The following is a 20,660-nucleotide window of genomic DNA, read 5'->3' as shown; positions in this document are numbered from 1 at the left end:
GGCATGCCCCGGAAGCCTGTAGCCCGCGACGCCGTCCTCGACGCCTTTGAATCCCTCCTCATTGAGGTGGGGGAGAGGGCGGCCACCCTCGACGCCGTCGCCCGGAAGGCAGGCGTGTCCAAGGGCGGCCTGCTCTATCACTTCCCCAACAAGGAAGCGCTCATTGAGGTGCTGCTGGAACGGCTGGATGTGCTGGCCGGCGCCGATGCCGACGCCATGGCCGAAGCTCCGGAAGGAGCCGCGGCCTACTTCATCCGGTCCTCGGTCTGGGCGGACACGCCCCTGGACCGGGCCGTCGTCGCGGCCACCCGGCTTGCCGAGGTGGCGCACGAAGAAACGAGGCGGCGGTTTGCCGCGATCCAGCGGCGCTGGCTCGACGAGATCGCCGCGGATGTGGGACCCGCCCTGGCCAAGGCCGTGCTGTACATGGGCGACGGCCTGTACTTCAACGCCATGCTCTCCGTGGGCCCGGTTCCCGAAGGTGGAGCGGCGGCGGACGTGGACGAGTTGCTGGCCGCGCTGGAGCGGCTCCGGCGGTAGGAACCATTTGCCCCGCGGGCTCCGGCGTAGGAGAATTAAGCGCTGTGGGAGCCGTCGTGGGCTGCTCCCCGGCAAATCCAAATGAATAGCCTTTGATCTGCGGCGGGAGAGTCCTGCCGGAAGTACAAGCAGGCGCCGTAGGAGCAAATCCTCCCCAGGAATCTCGCAGGCCCATGTACCGCCGCGGCGAGGCACCTCTGGAAAGTAGCAGGCAGCGTTCCCTGCCTCCCTGTGGGGAGTGCAAAGCTGCTGTGCTCACCGACGGTGCAAGCGGGTCCTGTCCAGGCAGGCAACGCGGAAACTCTCAGGTCCAATACAGAGCGGGGAGGAACCCGAATCGCTGTGGCGTACCCTGCGCCGCCTGAGTAAATGGAGTTCCTTCGTGTCGGTTAATTCAGCCTCCACCACCTTCGTAGACCGCCATATCGGCGCGCGCCGCCAGGCCGACGTCGAGACCATGCTCAAGGCCGTCGGGTATGACAGCGTCGACTCCTTGGTGGACACGGCCGTTCCCAAGGTCATTCGCCAGGAAACCGCCCTCCGACTCCAGGACGCCCTCAGCGAGGTTGAGGTCCTGGCCGAACTGCGGAAGCTCGCCGGGAAGAACAAGACCGCCGTGCAGTTGATCGGCCAGGGTTACTACGACACCGTGACGCCGCCGGTGATCCGCCGCAACATCCTTGAGTCCCCTGCCTGGTACACCGCCTATACGCCTTACCAGCCGGAGATCTCCCAGGGCCGGCTCGAGGCGCTGCTGAACTTCCAGACCATGGTGCAGGACCTGGTGGGCCTGCCCATCGCCAACGCGTCGCTGCTCGATGAAGCCACGGCAGTGGCAGAGGCCGTGCTGCTGATGCGCCGGTCCAACAAGACCAAGCCCGCCGCCGACGGCAAGACCGTCCTGGACATCGACGTGCTGCCGCAGACCATTGCGATCGTCAAGGGCCGGGCCGAGGCGCTCGGCTTTGAGGTGGAGGTCGCGGACCTGTCCCAGGGCCTGCCCGACGGCGACATCAACGGCATCGTGCTGCAGCAGCCGGGCGCCTCCGGCCGGGTGTGGGACCAGTCCGCCGTGATCGCCGCCGCCAAGGAACGGGGCGCGCTGGTGACGGTGGCCGCGGACTTGCTGGCCCTGACCCTGATCACCCCTCCCGGAGAGCAGGGGGCCGACATCGCCGTCGGCTCGGCCCAGCGCTTCGGCGTCCCGCTGTTCTTCGGTGGCCCGCATGCTGCCTACATGGCTGTCCGCAAGGGCCTGGAACGCTCGCTGCCCGGCCGCCTGGTGGGTGTGTCCAAGGACGACGCCGGTGTCCCGGCCTACCGGCTGGCGCTGCAGACCCGTGAGCAGCACATCCGCCGCGAGAAGGCCACGTCCAACATCTGCACCGCGCAGGCGCTCCTGGCCATCGTTGCCTCCATGTACGCCGTCTACCACGGCCCGGACGGGCTGAAGGCGATCGCCGAGACCGCCCACAGCCACGCGCGCGCCCTCGCGGCCTCCCTCGCAGCTGCCGGAATCGACGTGGCCCACCGGAGCTTCTTCGATACCCTGACTGTCCGGGTCCCGGGCCGTGCAGCTGCGGTTGTTGCCGATGCCGAGGCGCGCGGCATCAACCTGCGCCGCGTCGACGCCGACACCGTGGGCATCTCCCTGGACGAAACGACGACGGCGGCCATCGTCGCCGAGGTCGCGGACGTCTTTGGCGCCACCGTGGCCGGGAGCGAAGGCTTTGCACTGGAAGCCGGCGTCGAGCGTTCCTCCGACTACCTGCAGCACCCGGTCTTCAACACGCACCGGTCCGAGACGCAGCTGCTGCGCTACATCCGGAAGCTGTCCGACCGTGACCTGGCGCTGGACCGGACCATGATTCCGCTGGGTTCGTGCACCATGAAGCTGAACGCCACGGCCGAGATGGAAGCCATTTCCTGGCCGGAGTTCGCCTCCATCCACCCCTTCGCCCCGGACTCCCAGACCGAGGGCTGGCGCGAACTCATCGCCGGCCTGGAGGCGGACCTGACCGCGATCACCGGGTACGACCAGGTCTCGATCCAGCCCAACGCCGGCTCCCAGGGAGAGCTGGCCGGCCTGCTCGCGATCCGCGGCTACCACCACTCCCGCGGTGAGTCGCAGCGCAATGTCTGCCTGATCCCCGCGTCGGCCCACGGCACTAACGCCGCCTCCGCGGTGCTCGCGGGCATGAAGGTCGTCGTCGTCGCCACCGCAGCGGACGGCACCATCGACCACGCCGACCTCGAGGCCAAAATCGAGGCCAACCGGGACGTGCTGTCCTGCATCATGATCACCTACCCGTCCACCCACGGCGTCTATGACGCGGACGTGACTGAGATCTGCGAGGCTGTCCACGCCGCCGGCGGCCAGGTCTACGTTGACGGTGCCAACCTGAACGCGCTGGTGGGCCTGGCCCAGCCGGGCAAGTTCGGCGGAGATGTGTCGCACCTGAACCTGCACAAGACCTTCTGCATCCCGCACGGCGGCGGCGGACCCGGCGTCGGACCGGTCGCGGCCAAGGCGCACCTGGCACCGTTCATGCCCGGCGACGCGAATACTTGGAACGCCGGTTCCGGTGCCACCGACGTGCCGATCTCCGCGTCCCGCTTCGGGTCCGCCGGCGTGCTGCCCATCTCCTGGGCCTACGTGAAGCTCATGGGTGGTGAGGGCCTGACCGAGGCCACCAAATCCGCGCTGCTCGCCGCCAACTATGTCGCCTCGCGCCTCAACGAGTACTTCCCCGTCCTCTACACGGGAGAGGGCGGCCTGGTGGCGCACGAGTGCATCCTGGACCTGCGCGCCCTGACCGCCAAGACCGGGGTCACCGCCGAAGATGTTGCCAAGCGCCTCATCGACTTCGGCTTCCACGCCCCCACGCTCGCGTTCCCCGTCGCCGGAACCCTGATGGTGGAGCCCACCGAATCCGAGGACCTCGCCGAGATCGACCGCTTCATCGAGGCCATGATCACCATCCGCAAGGAAATCGACCAGGTGGCCAACGGTGACTTTGCCGTGGCGGACTCGCCGCTGCGCCGCGCACCCCACACGGCAGCCGCCGTCGTCAGCTCCGACTGGGACCGCGCCTACCCGCGTGAACAGGCCGCGTTCCCCGCCCACCACAAGCAGGACAAGTACTTCCCGCCCGTGGGACGCATCGACGGTGCAGCAGGGGACCGCAACCTGATCTGCTCCTGCCCGCCCCTCGAAGAGTTCGAAAACTAAGGACCGGCACCATGACCGAGAAGTACACCGCGCTGTACGACGAACACAAGAAGCTGGGCGCCTCCTTCACCGACTTCGGTGGCTGGCAGATGCCCCTGAAATACAGCTCCGAACTGGCCGAACACCATGCCGTCCGCAAGACGGCCGGCCTGTTCGACCTCTCCCACATGGGGGAGGTCTGGGTCACCGGGCCCCAGGCTGCCGCCTTCCTCGACTACGCCCTGGTGGGAAAGATGTCCGCCATGGCCGTGGGCAAGGCCAAGTACTCCCTGATCTGCAACGCCGACGGCGGCATCATCGATGACCTGATCACGTACCGCCGCCCGGCCGCGCAGGACGGTACCGACGTGTTCCTGGTGGTTCCCAACGCCGGGAACGCCGCCGTCGTCGCCGCTGCCCTGCAGGAACGGGCCGCCGGGTTCGATGTCACGGTGGACGATGCCTCCGCCGCCACGTCCCTGATCGCCGTCCAAGGCCCCAAAGCCCAGGAACTGCTGCTCCGGCTGGTCCCTGCAGCCCGGCACGCAGACGTCACCGGCCTCAAGTACTACGCCGCAGTGGAGGTTCCCTTCCTGGTTAACGGCGCCGGCCTCGAACTCCTGCTGGCGCGCACCGGCTACACGGGCGAGGACGGGTTCGAAATCTTCGTAGCCAACCAGGATGCCGCGGCGCTGTGGCAGGCGTTCATCGCAATCGCCGACGAGGGGGAGTTGACCCCCGCAGGCCTGGCGGCGCGCGACTCCCTGCGCCTTGAGGCCGGCATGCCGCTGTACGGCAACGAACTGTCACTGCAGGGCGACCCGTTCGCCGCCGGACTGGGGCCCGTCGTCGCGCTTTCCAAGGAAGGCGACTTCGTGGGGAAGGCCGCGCTGGCCGCCAAAAAGGAAGCCGGCGCCGGAAGCACGTCCGGCCGCCGCCTCGTAGGGCTCAAAGGCCAGGGCCGACGCGCGGGCCGGGCCCACTACCCGGTCCTCAAGGACGGCGTGACGGTCGGTGAAGTCACCTCCGGCCAGCCCTCGCCCACCCTCGGGTATCCCATCGCCATGGCCTACGTCGACGTCGAACACGCAGCCCCGGGCACCGCCCTGGACATCGACCTCCGCGGCAAGGCCGAACCGTTCGAAGTCGTCGAACTCCCGTTCTACAAGCGCCTCAAGTAGTCCTTCGTGCCCCGTGGCTGGCTTCGCCGGCCCCTCGTGCGCCCGTCGCCTGGGTGATCGCTCCCTCTGAACCTGTAGTTAGGAAACCCCGTCATGGCCGTTGGCGTCTTCGACCTGTTTTCGATCGGGATTGGCCCGTCGTCTTCCCATACTGTGGGGCCGATGCGGGCTGCTGCCGTGTTCGCGGAGGAGCTGAAGGCTTCCGGGTTGCTGGCGCAGGTGGCGTCGCTGCGGGTGGATCTTTATGGGTCCCTCGCTGCGACTGGTCACGGGCATGGGACGATGACCGCAATCCTGTTGGGGTTGGAGGGGTTCCATCCTGAGCTGATCCTGCCCGAGGAGGTGGAGGAGCGGCTGGCCGCGATTGCGGAGACCGGGACCCTGAACCTGGCGGGCGCGGTGCCGCTGCCGTACGGCGTGCAGGACATGGTGCTTCGGCCGCTGACGGTACTGCCGCGGCACACGAACGGCATGACGTTTACGGTTTCCGACGTCGAAGGGAACGTGCTGCACACCGCCACGTTCTTTTCCGTGGGCGGCGGGTTCATCGTCCGTGAAGGCGAAGAGGACGCGGCCCTGCAGGAGCTGGAGGAGTCGAAGAAGGAGCTGCCGCTGCCGTTCCGGACCGCCGCCGAACTGCTGGAGCACTGCCGGGACACCGGACTGGGGATCAGCGACATCATGCTCCTCAACGAGAAGTCCTCGCGGGATGAGGAGGAGATCCGCGCCGGCCTGCTGCACATCTGGTCCGTCATGGAGGCCTGCGTGCAGACCAGCCTGCAGCGCGAGGGCGTACTGCCCGGTGGGTTGAAGGTCCGCCGCCGCGCCCCCGACTGGTTCGACCGGATCCAGAAGGAAAGCGCCAACGGCGAGGACCCGGACCAGGACGGGGACCAGGGAAGGGAGCTGGGCCGCGCTTCCTATGATCTGCGGTACTGGCAGGAGTGGGTGAACCTGGTGGCCCTGGCGGTGAACGAGGAGAACGCCTCCGGCGGCCGGGTGGTCACCGCCCCGACCAACGGCGCCGCCGGGATCATCCCCGCCGTGCTGTTCTACGCCCTGCATTTCGCGCCCGGGATGGAGTCCGCCACGCAGGAGGACCGCGACGGTGTGGTGGTGAAGTTCCTGCTCGCCGCCGGCGCCGTCGGGGTGCTCTACAAGGAGCAGGCCTCGATCTCCGGGGCCGAGGTGGGTTGCCAGGGCGAGGTGGGGTCCGCGTCGTCCATGGCCGCCGCGGGCCTGGCCGAGGTGATGGGCGGGACCCCGGCGCAGGTGGAGAACGCCGCGGAGATCGCGATGGAGCACAACCTGGGCCTGACTTGCGACCCGATCGGCGGGTTGGTCCAGGTTCCGTGCATCGAGCGGAACGCGATCGCCGCGGCCAAGGCGATCAACGCCGCCAAGATGGCGCTCTGGGGCGACGGCACGCACCGCGTCTCGCTGGACGAGGTCATCATCACGATGCGCGAAACCGGCAAAGACATGAGCGACAAATACAAGGAAACAGCGATGGGCGGCCTCGCCGTCAACGTCGTGGAATGCTGAAAGCCCTGGGCGGGGCCGGTCCCCGGGGGCCGGTGCAGGCCACTTAGTTGTGGGCGGCTGCCCACCAGTTCAGGGAGGCGGCGAACACCAGCCACGAGATATACGGCAGGAGGAGCAGCCCGGCGGTGCGGCTGATGGGGCCGAAGTAAAGGACAGTCACGGCGACTGCTGCAATGAGGGCAATGATGATGGCAAGGCCCAGCCACAGTGCAGCGGTTCCCAACGCGGGGTAGAGGGCGAAGAACACCGGGGTCCAGGCGAGGTTGAGGACCAGCTGGATCCCGTAAGCAGCCAGCGCCGGCCGGGTCTTCTCCGACCGCTTGCGCCAGACGAGCCACGCGGCAACGGCCATTGCCGCATAGAGGATTGTCCAGACCGGACCGAACACGGTGTTGGGCGGGGACCAGGGCGCCTTGTCCGCCGTCGCGTACCAGCCATTGACGTTGCTGGCCGATGCCAGCCCGCCCAGCCCTGCCACCAGCAGGGACGCCACCAGGAACGCGGCAAGCGCGGCAGCCTGGGCCCCGGCACTGTACGGCCGCCCGCTCTTCACGGAAGTAGTGCTCTGTTCCCCGTCCGGCCTCATGCTCCAACCCTTGCCGAACCCCGTCAGCCCCGTCAAGGTGCAGCTCCGCGGACAGCCGGCGCCATGCCAAGGGCGCCCGGGGGAGAAGGCTGGAGTGGCTGAGGCTTTAGACTTGAGGCTGCATGTCCGCACGCATCCAGAACCACCGAAACCGCGCACAAACCCGATTGGACACGGCCCCCTTGCGAGAATTCACCGCACGTTTTGCCACAGCCGAGGAAATTGAGAACTGGGACAAGCACGTCACGGCCAACCCGAACGGCGGCAACATGCTGCAGTCCGCGGCCTACGCATCGGTCAAGAACGGCAGCGGCTGGAAAGTCCGCTTCCTGGTGCTGGAGAGCGAGGGAAGCACCAGCTACAACCTGGTGCTGGAGAAGAAGTTCCCGGTCCTCGGCCGCCTTTGGTACCTCATTAAAGGCCCGGACCTGCAGTCCGCGGCGGACCTGAAACCCGCCCTTGAAGCCTGCGCGGCCTTCGTCCGCAGCCAGAAGCTGAACGTCTTCACCATCAAGATCGAGCCCGACGTCGTGGACTCCGAGGACGCGCGGGCCCGGCTGGCGGCCGCCCACCTGGTGAAGGCCCCCAACATCCAGTCCAACGATTCCACCGCGCTGCTGGACATCTCCGGCAGCGGGGAGGAAGTCTTCAAAGCGATTTCCTCGCGGGCCCGCAACGCCATCCGCCGCGCCGAGCGCGAGGGCTGCCAGGTGGTCCGGCAGGAACAGGGACCGGAAACGTACCGCGCCCTGTACGACCTCATGGCTGACACAGTCAAGGCCAAAGGCTCCATGCCCCTGCGCAGCTACGACTACTACGCCCGCTTCTGGGACGAATTCTGCAACCGCGGCCAGGGAAACTTCTTCTTCGCCTACGAGGACGGTAAGCCCAGCGTGGGAGCCTTCGTGATCAACTACGGCGCGAAAGCAACCTACAAGGACGGCGGCTCCACCCAGAACCGCAAGCAGTACGGCGATTCCCACCTGGTGCAGTGGGCGGCCATCAGCCGGATGCAGGAGCTCGGCTGCACCGAGTACGACTTCTGCGGCACCCCGCCCTCCTCCCGCATCAAGGACAAGAGCCACAACCTGTACGGCATGGGCATGTTCAAAACCAGTTTCACCAAGACTGTGACCGACTTTGTCGGCTGCTACGACTACGTCCTTGCCCCGCTCAAGCACCGGCTCTGGGTCAACGGCGGAGAAAAGGTCTTCCGCCGGATTGAAACCGCCCGCACGGGCCAGCAGTTCTACTGACCGGTCCGGCCCGGCGTCCGGCGCTGCCGCGCCACCGCCGTCTGCCGCCAGCCCGGCTCCCGCCACCGCACAACGTCCCGCCCAGCGCGTGCCCCGCCAGGCCGCGAAGAGTTCAGAAGAAGGTCATTCCTTGAATACAGTTTCCGCCGCTACCGAACTCGAGTACGCCATCCTCAGCGACGCTGACTTCGAGGCCTTCGTCCTGAAGCACCCGCAGAACAGCTTCCTGCAGTCCATCGACTTCGCCCGCTTCCAGCGCGCACGGGGGCAACAGGTGGATCTGTTCGGAGTCCGGCGCGACGGCGAGCTTGTGGCTGCCGGAAAGCTGAACTACACCACCACCCGGCTTGGCTACACCGTCTGCGAATGCGCCAAGGGCCCCCTGATGGACTACACGGACCGCGAACTGGTGGGCGCCGTCGTCGAACTTCTCCGCAAGCACGCTGCCGGGCGCAAGGCTGCCGAGCTGCGCATCTCGCCGAATCTGCACTACATTGCCCGTGATGCCGAGGGAGCCGAGCACCCCGAAATCGAGGACAACCGGCCGCTGGTGGCGGAACTGGAACGCCTCGGGTTCCGGCACCAGGGACTGGACATGAACTTCGTCAACGTGAACTGGATGTTCATCAAGGACCTCACAGGCATCCAGGATGCCGAGGAACTGATCATGAGCACCAGCTACCGGACCCGCAAAGCGATCCGCAAAGCGGAGAAGAACGGCGTCTTCCTGGAACAGGCCACCCTGGAAACCCTGGACGACTTCTACGGGGCACTGAGCCGGGCCGGTGACGAAAAGGGGTTCGTCTACCGCGAACGCGCCTACTACGAGCACCTGCTCCGCACCACCTCGCCCGAGTTCACCAAGCTCATGATGGCCAAGATCGACATCCCGGCCTACCGCAAATCCATCACCGAACGCCTGGCCGCGGAGTCGGCCACCGCCGCCGACCTCCGCCGTGAGGTGGAGGAAACCGGCAGCAAGAAGAAAGCCAACCGGCTTAAGGTGGTCCAGGACCTCGTAGACAGCTACGAGCGCAGCCTGAAGGACATCGAACGGTTCCCCGACTCAGTAGGCACGGCCACCGTCGCAGCCATCCACTTCGTCTGCTACGGCGACGAGGTGGTGTGCGTCATCGGCGGCACCGTCCAGGACTACATCTACTTCAACGGCGCCACCTCCCTCTACTGGGGGATGATGCTGCACGCGCTGGAGAAGGGGTACCCGCGGTATAACTTCTACGGCACGTTCGGCATCTCCGGACAGGATGAGGAGGGCCACGGCGGGTACGAATTCAAGAAGGGCTTCGGCGGGGAAGTGGTCCAGCTGGTGGGCGACTTCGTGCTGCCCGTCCGGCCTGCCGCCTTCCACGCCAACCGGATCGCCAGGAACGCCGCAGCGGCAGCCCGCACCATCCTGGGCAAGCTGCCACTGAAGCGGAAAGCCTGACCGAACGTAGATCGCGCACTGGGAGGAGGCGACCTTGACTGACCGGCCAGAACGCCCCGGCCGCCGGCCGAAGACTGACGGCCTGCCCAAAACCGAGCCGCTGACCCCCGCGCAACTTCGCCAGGATGCTGCGGCCAAGAGGATGCTGCGCCGCCTGGTGCAGGGTGAAAACCCGCCCACAGCACCGTTGAGCATCGTGGACAGGCTGGCCGGCAGCCCCTATGCGAACCCCACCATCCAGGTGGGCGGGGTGGACACGTCCGCCCGGAAGACCCTTGACTTCGCCCTGCACCTGGCCGAAACCATGTTCCGCTACGGTGCGGGCGCCCTGGAGGTGGAGACCAGCATTATTGCCGTCACCGCGGCCCTGGGGCTGAAGAACATCGAAGTGGACATCACCAACCAGTCCGTCGGCATCAACTATGCGCCCAAGGACCAGACACCCATCGCCCTGCTGCGCGTGGTGCGCTCCTGGACGAACAACTACGCGGGCCTGGCCAAGGTGCACCAGCTTGTCACGGACATCGTGGCCGGGGGAGTGGGCCGTGAGGAGGCCATCCGCCGGCTCAACGAGGCCATCACCAGCCCCAAACCGTTCCCGCGCTGGATGGTCACGGTGGCCTTCGGCATCTTCGCCGCCGTGTTCGTCGGCGTCCTGGGTGGGGGACCGGTCTCCTCCGCCATAGCCTTCGTGGCCAACATTGCTGTCAGCCTGCTCGCCCGCCGACTGGGGCGCTGGCGGGTGCCCGACTTCTTCATCACGGCCAGCTGTTCGTTCGTGGTCACCATGCTCGCCCTGCTGCTGTGGCAGTTCGGCCTCACCAACTCCCCCTCCATCGTGGTGGTGGGTGGCATCCTGCTGCTCCTGCCCACGGGGAGGCTGGTTTCCTCGGTGCAGGACGCCATTAACGGCTTCCCGGTGACGGCGGCCGGCCGGTTCCTGTCGACCCTGCTGACCTTCGGCGCCATTGTGGCAGGCATCGCGGTGGCCTTCGTGGTGGGGGAGTTGACCGGCCTGCAGCGCATCGACGTCACGCAGACCTTCCCGCCCGCCTACGACCTGTGGGTCCTCATCCTCTTCGTTGCCGCGGCCGTGATGGCCATCGGCATTACCGAACAAACCACATGGAAGCTCCTGCTGCCCACGGCAGCCGTAGGCGTCGCGGGATACCTGGTGCTGCTCGGCGCCGGACTGCTGGGGATCGGGGACCGCTTCTCACCCGCCCTGGCCGCCGTTGTCATCGGCCTGCTGGCGCGGGTGGTGGCCCTGCGGATGGGTGCCCCGCAGCTGGTGGTGGCCGTCCCGGCGGCTTTGATCCTCCTGCCGGGCCTCACGATCTTCCGTTCCATGTACGTACTGACCGTTGAGGAGGCTGAGATCCTGGCCGGTGCCGGGGGTATGCTCAGCGCCGGCGCCATTGTGCTGGGCACGGCCGGCGGCATCGTCCTGGGCGACGTCCTGGCCCGCCCATTGACACGGAGCCTGGCCAGCAATGAGCGGCGCCGCGCCCGGCGCCGCTAGGCAGCACAGGGGCAGCGGCCGCTAGATCTGGCCTACCGGCAGTTTCTTCTCCGCCTGGAAGACGTCCTCCACGCGGCCCTGTGCCCAGTATCCGGAGAGCGACACCTGCCGCCGGTCCAGGCCGCGCTGTTTGAAGAAGACCTCCCGCAGCGCCTTCATGTAGCCGCGTTCACCGTGCGCAAAGACGTCCACCGTGCCCTCCGGCCACACGGCGTCGGCCACGGCGTTGACCAGGACGTCGCTGGCGCCGGCAGGGGTTCCATTGCGGGCAAGCCAGGTGACGGCCACGCCGGCGGGGGCGGAAATCGGCTGGATGTCCGCGTCGGATGCGACCTCCAGGAAGGCCAGCCCCTTGGCCTCGGGGGGCAACGATTCAATGCACGCTGCGATGGCCGGCAAAGCGGCCTCGTCCCCTGCGAACAGATACCAGTCCGCCTCAGGATTGGGGTTGTAGGCGCCGCCGGGGCCGGTGAACGTCAGCGCGTCACCCGGCTGCGCCCTTGCCGCCCACGGCCCCGCCAGGCCATCGTCTCCATGGACCACGAAGTCGATGGCCAGCTCCCTGGCCTCGGGATCCACCCACCGCAGGGTGTAGGTGCGGGTGAACGGCCACTGCTCACGCGGCATTGTCTCCCGGATGGCCCAAAGATCCAGCGGAGAGGGGTACTCGACGCCGGGCTGCGGAAAGACGATCTTCACGTACCGGTCCACGAAGCCGTTGTTGACGAAGTCGGCGAAGCCGTCCCCGCCGGCCACGATACGGACCATATGGGGCGAGAGCTGCTCCGTGCGCAGTACCGCCAGGTTGACCTGGGGCCGGTTCTTCTTGGTGGCGCTGGTGGCGGCGGGAACAATGCTCATAAGGCCAGCCTAAGCTAGGCCACCGCCGGGAGCTCCCAGGTTACGTCCAGCGCACCCTGCTCCCGGAGCAGCTGGTTCACGCGGCTGAAGGGCTTGGAGCCGAAGAATCCGCGGGAGGCGGACAACGGGCTCGGATGGGCGCTCGCCACCACCGGGGTGCCGGCCAGGTATTGCCGGACGCCCTCCGCCTCCTTCCCCCACAGGACGGCCACCAGCGGCACCCTGGAGCCGTCCGCCGCCCGCCGGTTGGCGACGGCGGTGACGGCCGCCGTCGTGATCTCCTCCCAGCCTTTGCCGCGGTGCGAGCCCGCCGCCCCCGCCCGCACGGTGAGCACGCGGTTCAGAAGCAGCACCCCTTGGTCGGCCCACGCCGAAAGGTCCCCGTGGACGCGCGGCGGGAAGCCGAGATCCGATTCGAGTTCCCGGTAGATGTTGACCAGGCTGCGGGGAAGGGGCCGCGTGCGCGGGTCCACGGAGAAGGACAGCCCCACTGCATGGCCGGGCGTGGGGTAGGGGTCCTGCCCCACGATGAGGACCTTCACGCCGTTGAGCGGCTGGCGGAAGGCGCGCAGGACGTTCGACGGCGGCGGCAGCAGTGCGTGCCCCGCGGCCTCTTCGGCGGCAAGGAAGTCCAGGACCGCGCGCAGCTTTCCCTCAACGCCCGCCAGCGCAGCGGCCCAGTCAGGGGCCATGAGCTCAACCAGCGGCAGCTGAGCCAGGTCCGCGAAGCCCAGGGCATCGGTGGGGTCCTGCCGCAGTTCGAACAGCGCATCGGATTCAAACATCGTTCCATTCTGGCAGGAGCCGTGGCAGTGCTGGAGCGATGCCGGGTTTTGGCCCCCAAATGACATGGCTGTTATTCGCCCGTAGCATAGGGGTGAGACATTGACCGTAACCAGCGAAGGAGTGTGCCGTGGCGGAACCGGCCCGGGAACACCTGCCGGAGCAGGAACCGCGGAAGTCCCTCCTGGCAGGCTTTTCCCTCCGTGAGTCTTCCCTCAGCGAGCGTGAGCAGCAGATGCTGGCTCTGGAACGGCAGTGGTGGAAGTACGCCGGAGCCAAGGAACAGGCCATCCGCGAGCTGTTCGACCTCTCCGCAACCCACTATTACCAGCTGCTCAACGCCCTGATTGACCGCGAGGATGCGCTGGCCCACGATCCCATGCTGGTCAAGAGATTGCGTAGACTACGTACGTCGCGCCACCGTGCACGTACCGCGCGGCGCCTGGGGTCCGACGCCTAGGACCCCCGCCAAGGCCTCCCGCAGCAATTCCCAAGGATGCATCCATGACCAAATACGCCCGCGATGAATTCGACAAGGTTCCGGAAACCGGGTCTCGACAAGGTGTCCACCGGACGGCGTCAGCCCCGGCACGGGTACGGCTGTGGCCCATCCTGGCGGTTGGCGTGGCCGCGCTGGCCATCGGGCTGGTGTCCTTCCTCATCCTCCCGAAGCTTGGCTTCGGCGGAATCGGGAGCCAGGCATCGGCAAGCATGGAAGCCAGCCCCCTCGCGGTGACCGGAGCAACCCCTTCGGCCCAGGCCATCGGCTCCGCGCCCCCTGCCACGGCCGCGCCGTCGGTGTCCCCGGAGTCCTCCGCCGCCAGCGGGCCGGAGCCCACAGCTTCGGCCACCCGGCAGGCCGTCGTCAACAAGGCGCAGGCAGTCGCGGTCTACAACGCCACGGGCGTTGGCGGCCTGGCGAGCCGGGTGGGCGGAACGGTCCAGGCCGACGGCTGGAAGCTGGGGCCGGTAGGCAACTGGGCGGGTGCCCCGCAGAAGACCTCCGTGGTGTTCTACGCCGGCGAAGAGCAACTGGCAAGCGCACAGGAGCTGGCCGCATTGCTGAACGTTTCCACGGTGGTGAACAGCTCGGAATTCCAGTCACCCCTGGTGGTGGTGCTCGGCCCCGGATACCGGTAGCCGCAGCTCCAGTCACGCCTGGATAACGTTCGCGGACCGATGACGCTGCCGGCCCGTGGCGGCCACCGGTATTGGCTAGAGTGGCTTTCAACCGGCCCGGCCGGACTGCACCCAACAGCACGGACCCGCCCGGTCCCAACGGAAAGAGTTGTTCACTATGGCACTGGGAACCGTCAAATGGTTCAACGCCGAAAAGGGCTACGGCTTCATCACCGTTGACGGCTCGGGGGATGACATTTTTGTCCATTGGTCAGCCATCCTGGGCGAGGGCTACCGGGCACTCGACGAGGGCCAGCGCGTGGAACTGGAAGTGGGCGAAGGCGAAAAGGGCCCGCAGGCGGAAAACGTCCGGCCGGCAGAGTGAAGCAGGCCATCCGCTCCGCTGCCTTTTCCCGGGCGGCCGCCACCCTGTCGCTGGCCGCTCTGCTCGCAGTCACAGGCTGCGCCGGCACCACCGGCAATGCCCGGGTGGAACCGGTGGAGGCCTCCGGCGACGGAGTCCTCCGCGTGGGCCTGATCCTGGACAACACCGGGGGCAACGCCTTCCTCAACGCGCCCCAGCTTGCCGCCGCCAAACTGGCCGTCCAGGAAATCAATGCGGCAGGCGGCCACAAAGGCCGGCCGGTGGAACTGCTGCCCGTCCACCAGGACCAGGACACCTCCGGGCAGGCCCACGCCCTGGTGGCGGCCAAGGCGGATGTGGTCATCGGACCCACCGACTCCAGCCATGCCGCCGCCGCCGTCGAGGTCCTTTCCCGGGCCCGAACGCCGCTGATCTCGCCCGCCAACACTGCCGCCGCCCTGACGGGAATCGACAGCGGAGGGTTCTACTTCCGCACCGTGGCGGCCGACGTCGCCCAGGGACCGGTGCTGGCCAAACTGGCCAAGGACGCCGGCGCCGCCTCCATCAGCGTGGTGTCCCAGGACGGTGCCTACGGAAAGGACGTCGCGGCCGCCGTGACCGAAGCGGCCCGGCAAGCCGGGCTCACAGTCCTGCCGGGCGGCGTCTTTAAGCCAGGCAACGCCGCACCTGCCGCAACTGCCGCGGGCAAGGCCAAGCCCGACGCCGTCGTCCTGGTGGCGCGGGAGGGGGCGCAGGGTGCCCTGGCGGAACTGAACAACGCCGGCCTGAGCGGGTCCAGGATCCTCCTCAGCGACGGCGCCTTCGGGCGTTACGGGTCCCGGCTCGGCTCCCGCGCACTCGACGGGGCGCGGGCCGTGGTCCCGGGCCAGCTTCCCACTGCCGCTTTCCAAGGGAGGCTGCTCGGCGTCGACAGTGCCCTGAAGGACGTGTCCTACGCCGCGGAAACGTATGACGCCGTAACCCTCGCGGCCCTGGCCGCGGCCCGCGCCCAGGATGACGCCGGGCGGTCCATCGCCGCCAACCTGGTCGCGGTCTCGGGCGGCAGTGCTGCAGGTGCAGCCGCCACCCCGGCCGGGCCTGCGGCGGCAGGCGCGGCGCAGCCATCCGCCCCGTGCCGCACCTACAAAGAGTGTCTCTCCGGCCTTGCCGGCGGCGGGCCGGTAAATTACGACGGCGAATCCGGCCCGGTTGCCTTCGACGCCCACGGGGACATCACCACGGCCACCTTCACCGTGTTCACCTACGGCGCGGACAACAACCCCGCCCCCACCGGCCACGAGACGGCAGGACATACGGGCTGATCGCCGATAGCGAAGTGTCCCGTCCAGAGGCCGCAGCGGCGCCTTATCGCTTGCACTCTCACCTGGGGAGTGCTAATTATTGACTTAGCACTCTGACGCACCGACTGCTAAGCAAAGCCTGGTTCCGGCCGGCGGAGCGGGCACCGGTCAAGGAGCGAAGGAAACACCTCACTTCAGTGAGATCCCTGCCCGGAGGCATACAGAGGCCGCCGTCAAAGGATCGTCCGTCGCGGGCACTGCAGCGAAGGTTCATTCTTAACGACTGTCCCGAAAGGACTACTGCCGTTATGGCCAAGATCATTGCATTTGATGAAGAGGCACGCCGCGGCCTTGAGCGTGGCCTGAACACCCTCGCCGACGCCGTTAAGGTCACCCTCGGCCCGCGTGGACGCAATGTCGTCCTCGAAAAGAAGTGGGGCGCCCCCACGATCACCAACGATGGTGTGTCCATCGCCAAGGAGATCGAGCTGGACGATCCTTACGAGAAGATCGGCGCTGAGCTGGTCAAGGAAGTTGCCAAGAAGACCGACGACGTCGCAGGCGACGGCACCACCACGGCAACCGTGCTGGCCCAGGCCCTGGTCAAGGAAGGCCTGCGCAACGTTGCCGCCGGCGCCGACCCGCTGTCCCTCAAGCGCGGCATCGAGAAGGCTGTTGAGGCCGTCACCGCCGAACTGCTGAACTCCGCCAAGGAAATCGAAACCAAGGAAGAGATCGCCGCAACGGCATCCATCTCCGCCGGTGACGACGAAATCGGTGCCCTCATCGCCGAAGCCCTCGACAAGGTGGGCAAGGAAGGCGTCATCACGGTCGAGGAGTCCAACACCTTCGGCCTGGAGCTCGAGCTCACCGAAGGCATGCGCTTTGACAAGGGCTACATCTCCGCTTACTTCGTCACGGACGCAGAGCGCCAGGAAACGGTCCTTGAGGACCCGTACATCCTGATCGTCAACTCCAAGATCTCCAACGTCAAGGAACTGGTTGCTGTCCTGGAAAAGGTCATGCAGTCCAACAAGCCGCTGCTGATCATCGCCGAGGACATCGAGGGCGAGGCCCTGGCCACCCTGATCGTCAACAAGATCCGCGGCACCTTCAAGTCCGTCGCCGTCAAGGCTCCGGGCTTCGGTGACCGCCGCAAGGCCCAGCTGGCCGACATCGCCGTGCTCACCGGCGGCCAGGTCATCTCCGAAGAGGTTGGCCTCAAGCTGGAGAACGCCGGCCTGGAACTCCTGGGCCAGGCACGCAAGGTGGTTGTCACCAAGGACGAGACCACCATCGTCGAGGGTGCAGGCGACGCCGACCAGATCGCCGGCCGCGTGTCCCAGATCCGCGCCGAGATCGAGAACTCGGACTCCGACTACGACCGCGAGAAGCTGCAGGAGCGCCTGGCCAAGCTGGCCGGCGGCGTTGCAGTCATCAAGGCCGGTGCCGCCACCGAGGTTGAGCTCAAGGAGCGCAAGCACCGCATCGAGGACGCAGTCCGCAACGCCAAGGCTGCTGTGGAAGAAGGCATCGTCGCCGGTGGCGGCGTGGCACTGATCCAGGCCGGCGCCAAGGCGTTCGCCAACCTGCAGCTGTCCGGTGACGAAGCAACCGGCGCGAACATTGTCCGCGTTGCCATCGACGCTCCGCTGAAGCAGATTGCCTTCAACGCAGGCATGGAGCCGGGCGTAGTCGTCGACAAGGTCCGCGGCCTGCCCGCAGGCCACGGCCTGAACGCAGCCACCGGTGAATACACCGACCTGCTGGCCGCCGGCGTCAACGACCCCGTCAAGGTGACCCGCTCTGCCCTGCAGAACGCGGCCTCCATCGCCGGCCTGTTCCTCACCACCGAAGCAGTGGTGGCAGACAAGCCCGAGAAGGCTTCTGCCCCCGCCGGTGGAGACGACATGGGCGGCATGGGCGGCATGGGCGGCTTCTAAGCCTTCCTGCCGGGACCTGTCCCGCTGACATGAAATGCGGCCCCCTCGTGGAGGGGGCCGCATTTTTGTTCCAGGATGCATTTTGTTCCAGGGCGGGAGGCTACTTCCGTGCCGAATCCAGCATTCCCTGGACTTCCTTCTTGAACGCTTCGGCGGCTGCCTGCGGCGTCAGCCGGTCGTACAGAACCTCGTCGGTGTACCGCTTGATCACGTTCTGGACGCTGCCGGCGCCAACCGGCGGCACCGGCGGCGCATCCTTGATGTCAGGGGCAATGTCCTTGAGGAAGCCAACCACGGTGGTGTCGGCCGGCTTCAACGAGGCGGTGATGCTGCTGACGATGTCGGCATTCGTGGGAACGCCCCTGTCCGTCATCAGGATGTTGCCCGCTTCCGGGCTGTTGGTGAGGTAGTTGATGAACTCAGCGGCCTGTGCAGGGTGCTTGGAACGTGAGGACGCGGACCAGAACATGGTGGGTTTGTAGTACATTCCGTTGCTGGCCGATGCGCCTTCGGTGCTTGGAGCCCGCAGCATCTTGATGCTGCTTCCCGTGGTGGACTGGAGCGAGCCGAGCTGGTTGGTCCACCACCAGGCCATGCCGACGCGGTTGGTGCCGAACAGGCTCTGTTCGAGGCTCGCCCCCGAGTCTTCCGTGGCCACATTCGCCGGCGGGCTGGCCTTGGAGTCACGCTGCTCCTTGAGCCGTTCCCAGAACGACGCGGCCGTTGCGGTGTCAAAGTCGAGCTTGCCGTCCTGGGAGTAGAGGTTCTCGCCGTGCTGGCGCAGCCAGATGATGAGGTCTGCCTCGTTGCTGCCATAGGCGGCTCCGTAGTTCTTCCCGTCGCCGGCGGCGCTGATCTTCGCCGCCGTGTCGACGAAGTCCTTCCAGGTCCAGGTCTTGTCGTTTGGCAGTGGAACGCCTGCTGCCTCGAAGACCTTGGTGTTGGCCATGATCACGTAGGCGTTCTGGCCGGTGCTGAGGCCATACTGGGCGCCGTCGTACTGGCCTGAGGCCAGGGCTTCCTTGTCCAGCTTGGCGGTATCGATGCCGCTTTGCTTGGAGAGGTCCATCAGGGCTCCGCGGCCGCCGTATTCGGCGATGTACTTCTGGTCCATCTGGATGACGTCCGGAGCATCGTTGGCCGCAGTCTTGGTGGCCAGCTTGTCCCAGTAGCTGGACCACTCGCCCGGCTCCGTCTTGATCTTGATGTTGGGGTGGGATGCCTCGAACGCGGCGATGACCTTTTCGGTCTGCGCGTTCAGGTATTCGTTGCCCCACCATGCGAACCGCAGGGTGACCTGGCCGTTATCGCCCGAGCCGCCGGGCGCGCCGCAGCCCGTGGCCAGGATGGAGAGGGCCAGGGCGGCCGCGCCCAGCTGGAATTTCCGCCGGCTTACGACTGGAATCGTCATTGATGTTCCTTCCGGGAGGGTTGCCCTCGTCCTGGGAGTGGTGAGCTTCCGCGACGAGAAAGCGTTTTCTGACTTGTTCAGCGATTGTTTCGCGAACCGCCCAGCGGCGTCAAGAGATTTCGGTAAACGTTTTCCCGCGAAGGCTCAGCGTGCCATTTCGTCCTTCCCGGCGGAGCCCGGGGCGCTGCAACCTTCCATTGCCGTCCCGGTCTGGCAGGATGGACCGGTGACGATTACTGCAGCGGCTGACGGCTCGGCCTTGGGCAATCCCGGGCCTGCCGGATGGGCCTGGTATGTGAATGACGACTGCTGGCGGGCCGGCGGCTGGCCGCACGGGACCAACAACCAGGGCGAGCTGATGGCGGTCCTGGATCTCCTGCGCGCCACCGCGCACCTCCCCGGTGAGGACTTGCGGATCCTTTGCGACAGCCAGTACGTGATCAACTCCATCACCAAGTGGATGCCGGGCTGGAAACGCAAGGGCTGGCGCAAGGCCGACGGAAAGCCCGTCCTCAACGTGGAACTCCTGAAGGAACTCGACCGGGCACTGGCAGGTCGGACCTATACGTTCGAATGGGTCAAGGGCCATGCCGGGCACGACCTGAACGAGGCCGCAGACGAGCGCGCCAGGGCCGCGGCCACGGCATACCAGCAGGGCGTGGCGGCCCGGTCCGGTCCGGGGTTCCCCGGCGCCCACCACGCTCCCGCCACCGGAGCCGGCGCGGGGGAGCACGCCCCCTCAGGCGTCGGGCTGCCCCCGGCAACCGGCAGCACACCACGTGCCGTTCCGGCACAGGTCTCCGCCTTCGATGAGCTTGACCTGTTCAGCGAATTGAACGATGAAGCACTTGAGGTCGCTGAAGCCACCCGGCAGGGCAGCGCCGTGCCGCCGGAGGCCCTCGTGGAGGAACTCGAACGCGAGCTGCTGGGCCCGCTGGTGCGCGGGGACATCGGCCGGACGGCCGTCCTGCTGCACCCGGATTTCATGGAAATCGGCAGCTCCGGGCGGATGTGGACCCGCGATGCGATGATGATGGCCCTCGAAGAGGACCCGGGGGAACGCACGGAGATCGAGATCCTGGGCGCCGACCCTATAGGCACCGACGCTGTCCTGCTGACCTACCGCAGCTTCGCACGGTCCGGCACCACGCTGAGAAGTTCCCTGTGGGTGCTGGACGGCGGACGCTGGCGCCTGCGGTTCCACCAGGGCACCCCCGAGGCCTAGTCCGGCTATCAGCTGAAGCGCTGCGTGTTGCCCTGCTCGGCCTGGGCATACGTGGCGGCCGCAGAGGCAAGGGCCGCGTTGATCGATGCCAGGGACGCCTCCACCCGGCCCTGCGTGATGGTCCACTCGGTCATGAGCGCCTGGAAGTTGGTGGCGGCAGATCCCCGCCAGGAACCCTGCAGCTCATCCAGGCCGTACTTCATGGCCTGCACGTCTGCGCTGATCCTGTCCACGGTCGCCTGGACATTGGCGGACTTGAGCTGCAGCAGTTCGGTGTCGACGGAAATGATGCTCATGGCGTGCCTTTCGATTCGCGGGCGGAGCCGCTTCCCGGCCCGGCGGTTCCGGGCTGCTGCCACGAGCCT

At 67.1% G+C, this 20,660-nt stretch carries 18 protein-coding genes and 2 riboswitches; of the genes, 13 read left to right on the top strand and 5 right to left on the bottom strand.

Going from position 1 to position 20,660, the window contains the following annotated elements; genetic code table 11:
* Positions 1-3: 3 nt before the first annotated feature.
* The 4 genes from AC2JAJ_RS03785 to AC2JAJ_RS03770 all read left to right on the top strand — a co-directional run bounded on the left by AC2JAJ_RS03785 (position 4) and on the right by AC2JAJ_RS03770 (position 6,477).
* Positions 4-540: a TetR/AcrR family transcriptional regulator gene (locus tag AC2JAJ_RS03785; RefSeq protein ID WP_221387161.1), complete on the top strand. Its 537-nt coding sequence runs from the start codon at positions 4-6 to the stop codon at positions 538-540.
* A gap of 93 nt (positions 541-633) precedes the next feature.
* A riboswitch (glycine riboswitch) is annotated at positions 634-731 on the top strand.
* 30 nt (positions 732-761) lie between these two features.
* Positions 762-869: riboswitch (glycine riboswitch) on the top strand.
* 53 nt (positions 870-922) lie between these two features.
* Positions 923-3,772, top strand: coding sequence for an aminomethyl-transferring glycine dehydrogenase (gcvP, locus tag AC2JAJ_RS03780; RefSeq protein WP_486414215.1), 2,850 nt, complete (start codon positions 923-925; stop codon positions 3,770-3,772).
* Positions 3,773-3,783: 11 nt separating this feature from the next.
* Positions 3,784-4,932, top strand: coding sequence for a glycine cleavage system aminomethyltransferase GcvT (gene gcvT / locus AC2JAJ_RS03775; protein ID WP_221387159.1), 1,149 nt, complete (start codon positions 3,784-3,786; stop codon positions 4,930-4,932).
* Positions 4,933-5,025: 93 nt separating this feature from the next.
* A complete protein-coding gene (locus tag AC2JAJ_RS03770) occupies positions 5,026-6,477 on the top strand; it encodes an L-serine ammonia-lyase (RefSeq protein ID WP_486414216.1) in 1,452 nt (483 codons plus the stop codon).
* Between the two features lie 43 nt (positions 6,478-6,520).
* Here AC2JAJ_RS03770 and AC2JAJ_RS03765 read toward each other — a convergent pair whose 3' ends face one another.
* The gene (locus tag AC2JAJ_RS03765) at positions 6,521-7,063 is read right to left on the bottom strand and encodes a TspO/MBR family protein (protein ID WP_486414217.1); all 543 of its coding nucleotides are present in this window, start codon (positions 7,061-7,063) and stop codon (positions 6,521-6,523) included.
* Positions 7,064-7,185: 122 nt separating this feature from the next.
* Between AC2JAJ_RS03765 and AC2JAJ_RS03760 the strand changes: the two genes are divergently transcribed.
* The 3 genes from AC2JAJ_RS03760 to AC2JAJ_RS03750 all read left to right on the top strand — a co-directional run bounded on the left by AC2JAJ_RS03760 (position 7,186) and on the right by AC2JAJ_RS03750 (position 11,288).
* The gene (locus AC2JAJ_RS03760) at positions 7,186-8,319 is read left to right on the top strand and encodes a lipid II:glycine glycyltransferase FemX (RefSeq protein ID WP_486414218.1); all 1,134 of its coding nucleotides are present in this window, start codon (positions 7,186-7,188) and stop codon (positions 8,317-8,319) included.
* 130 nt (positions 8,320-8,449) lie between these two features.
* Positions 8,450-9,766, top strand: a complete 1,317-nt coding sequence (locus AC2JAJ_RS03755; RefSeq protein ID WP_486414219.1) for a peptidoglycan bridge formation glycyltransferase FemA/FemB family protein — start codon at positions 8,450-8,452, stop codon at positions 9,764-9,766.
* A gap of 34 nt (positions 9,767-9,800) precedes the next feature.
* Positions 9,801-11,288, top strand: a complete 1,488-nt coding sequence (locus AC2JAJ_RS03750; protein WP_221387154.1) for a threonine/serine exporter family protein — start codon at positions 9,801-9,803, stop codon at positions 11,286-11,288.
* A gap of 21 nt (positions 11,289-11,309) precedes the next feature.
* On the opposite strand, the gene AC2JAJ_RS03745 is transcribed toward AC2JAJ_RS03750, so the two are convergent.
* Both AC2JAJ_RS03745 and AC2JAJ_RS03740 read right to left on the bottom strand, forming a co-directional pair.
* Entirely contained in the window at positions 11,310-12,149 is an 840-nt protein-coding gene (locus tag AC2JAJ_RS03745) for a siderophore-interacting protein (RefSeq protein ID WP_486414220.1), read from the bottom strand.
* Between the two features lie 14 nt (positions 12,150-12,163).
* Positions 12,164-12,934 (bottom strand): uracil-DNA glycosylase, encoded by a 771-nt coding sequence (locus AC2JAJ_RS03740; RefSeq protein ID WP_473693882.1) that lies wholly within the window; start codon positions 12,932-12,934, stop codon positions 12,164-12,166.
* 128 nt (positions 12,935-13,062) lie between these two features.
* Here AC2JAJ_RS03740 and AC2JAJ_RS03735 point away from each other — a divergent pair, with 128 nt between their 5' ends.
* From AC2JAJ_RS03735 to groL, 5 genes are all read left to right on the top strand, one after another.
* Positions 13,063-13,392, top strand: a complete 330-nt coding sequence (locus AC2JAJ_RS03735; RefSeq protein ID WP_486414221.1) for a DUF3263 domain-containing protein — start codon at positions 13,063-13,065, stop codon at positions 13,390-13,392.
* 44 nt (positions 13,393-13,436) lie between these two features.
* Positions 13,437-14,072: a LytR C-terminal domain-containing protein gene (locus tag AC2JAJ_RS03730; RefSeq protein WP_486414222.1), complete on the top strand. Its 636-nt coding sequence runs from the start codon at positions 13,437-13,439 to the stop codon at positions 14,070-14,072.
* Positions 14,073-14,229: 157 nt separating this feature from the next.
* Positions 14,230-14,436 carry a cold-shock protein gene (locus tag AC2JAJ_RS03725; RefSeq protein WP_221387149.1) on the top strand — a complete coding sequence of 69 codons (207 nt, stop codon included), beginning with the start codon at positions 14,230-14,232 and terminating at the stop codon, positions 14,434-14,436.
* On the top strand, positions 14,433-15,737 hold the full coding sequence (locus tag AC2JAJ_RS03720) for an ABC transporter substrate-binding protein (RefSeq protein WP_486414223.1): 1,305 nt from the start codon (positions 14,433-14,435) through the stop codon (positions 15,735-15,737). Before AC2JAJ_RS03725 ends, AC2JAJ_RS03720 begins: the two co-directional genes overlap by 4 nt.
* A gap of 287 nt (positions 15,738-16,024) precedes the next feature.
* Positions 16,025-17,659: a chaperonin GroEL gene (groL, locus tag AC2JAJ_RS03715; protein WP_221387147.1), complete on the top strand. Its 1,635-nt coding sequence runs from the start codon at positions 16,025-16,027 to the stop codon at positions 17,657-17,659.
* Between the two features lie 100 nt (positions 17,660-17,759).
* Here the strand turns inward: groL and AC2JAJ_RS03710 are convergent, their stop codons facing one another.
* Positions 17,760-19,070, bottom strand: a complete 1,311-nt coding sequence (locus AC2JAJ_RS03710; RefSeq protein ID WP_221387146.1) for an ABC transporter substrate-binding protein — start codon at positions 19,068-19,070, stop codon at positions 17,760-17,762.
* A gap of 226 nt (positions 19,071-19,296) precedes the next feature.
* Between AC2JAJ_RS03710 and AC2JAJ_RS03705 the strand changes: the two genes are divergently transcribed.
* On the top strand, positions 19,297-20,295 hold the full coding sequence (locus AC2JAJ_RS03705) for an RNase H family protein (protein ID WP_486414224.1): 999 nt from the start codon (positions 19,297-19,299) through the stop codon (positions 20,293-20,295).
* 8 nt (positions 20,296-20,303) lie between these two features.
* On the opposite strand, the gene AC2JAJ_RS03700 is transcribed toward AC2JAJ_RS03705, so the two are convergent.
* Complete coding sequence (locus AC2JAJ_RS03700; protein ID WP_221387144.1) at positions 20,304-20,591, bottom strand: WXG100 family type VII secretion target; 288 nt, start codon at positions 20,589-20,591, stop codon at positions 20,304-20,306.
* Between the last annotated feature and the right edge of the window lie 69 nt (positions 20,592-20,660).

This window comes from Arthrobacter sp. MOO21 (assembly GCF_057369995.2).
The sequence above is the reverse complement of the archived record's forward strand: the minus strand, read 5'-3'. Positions and strand labels throughout refer to the sequence as shown.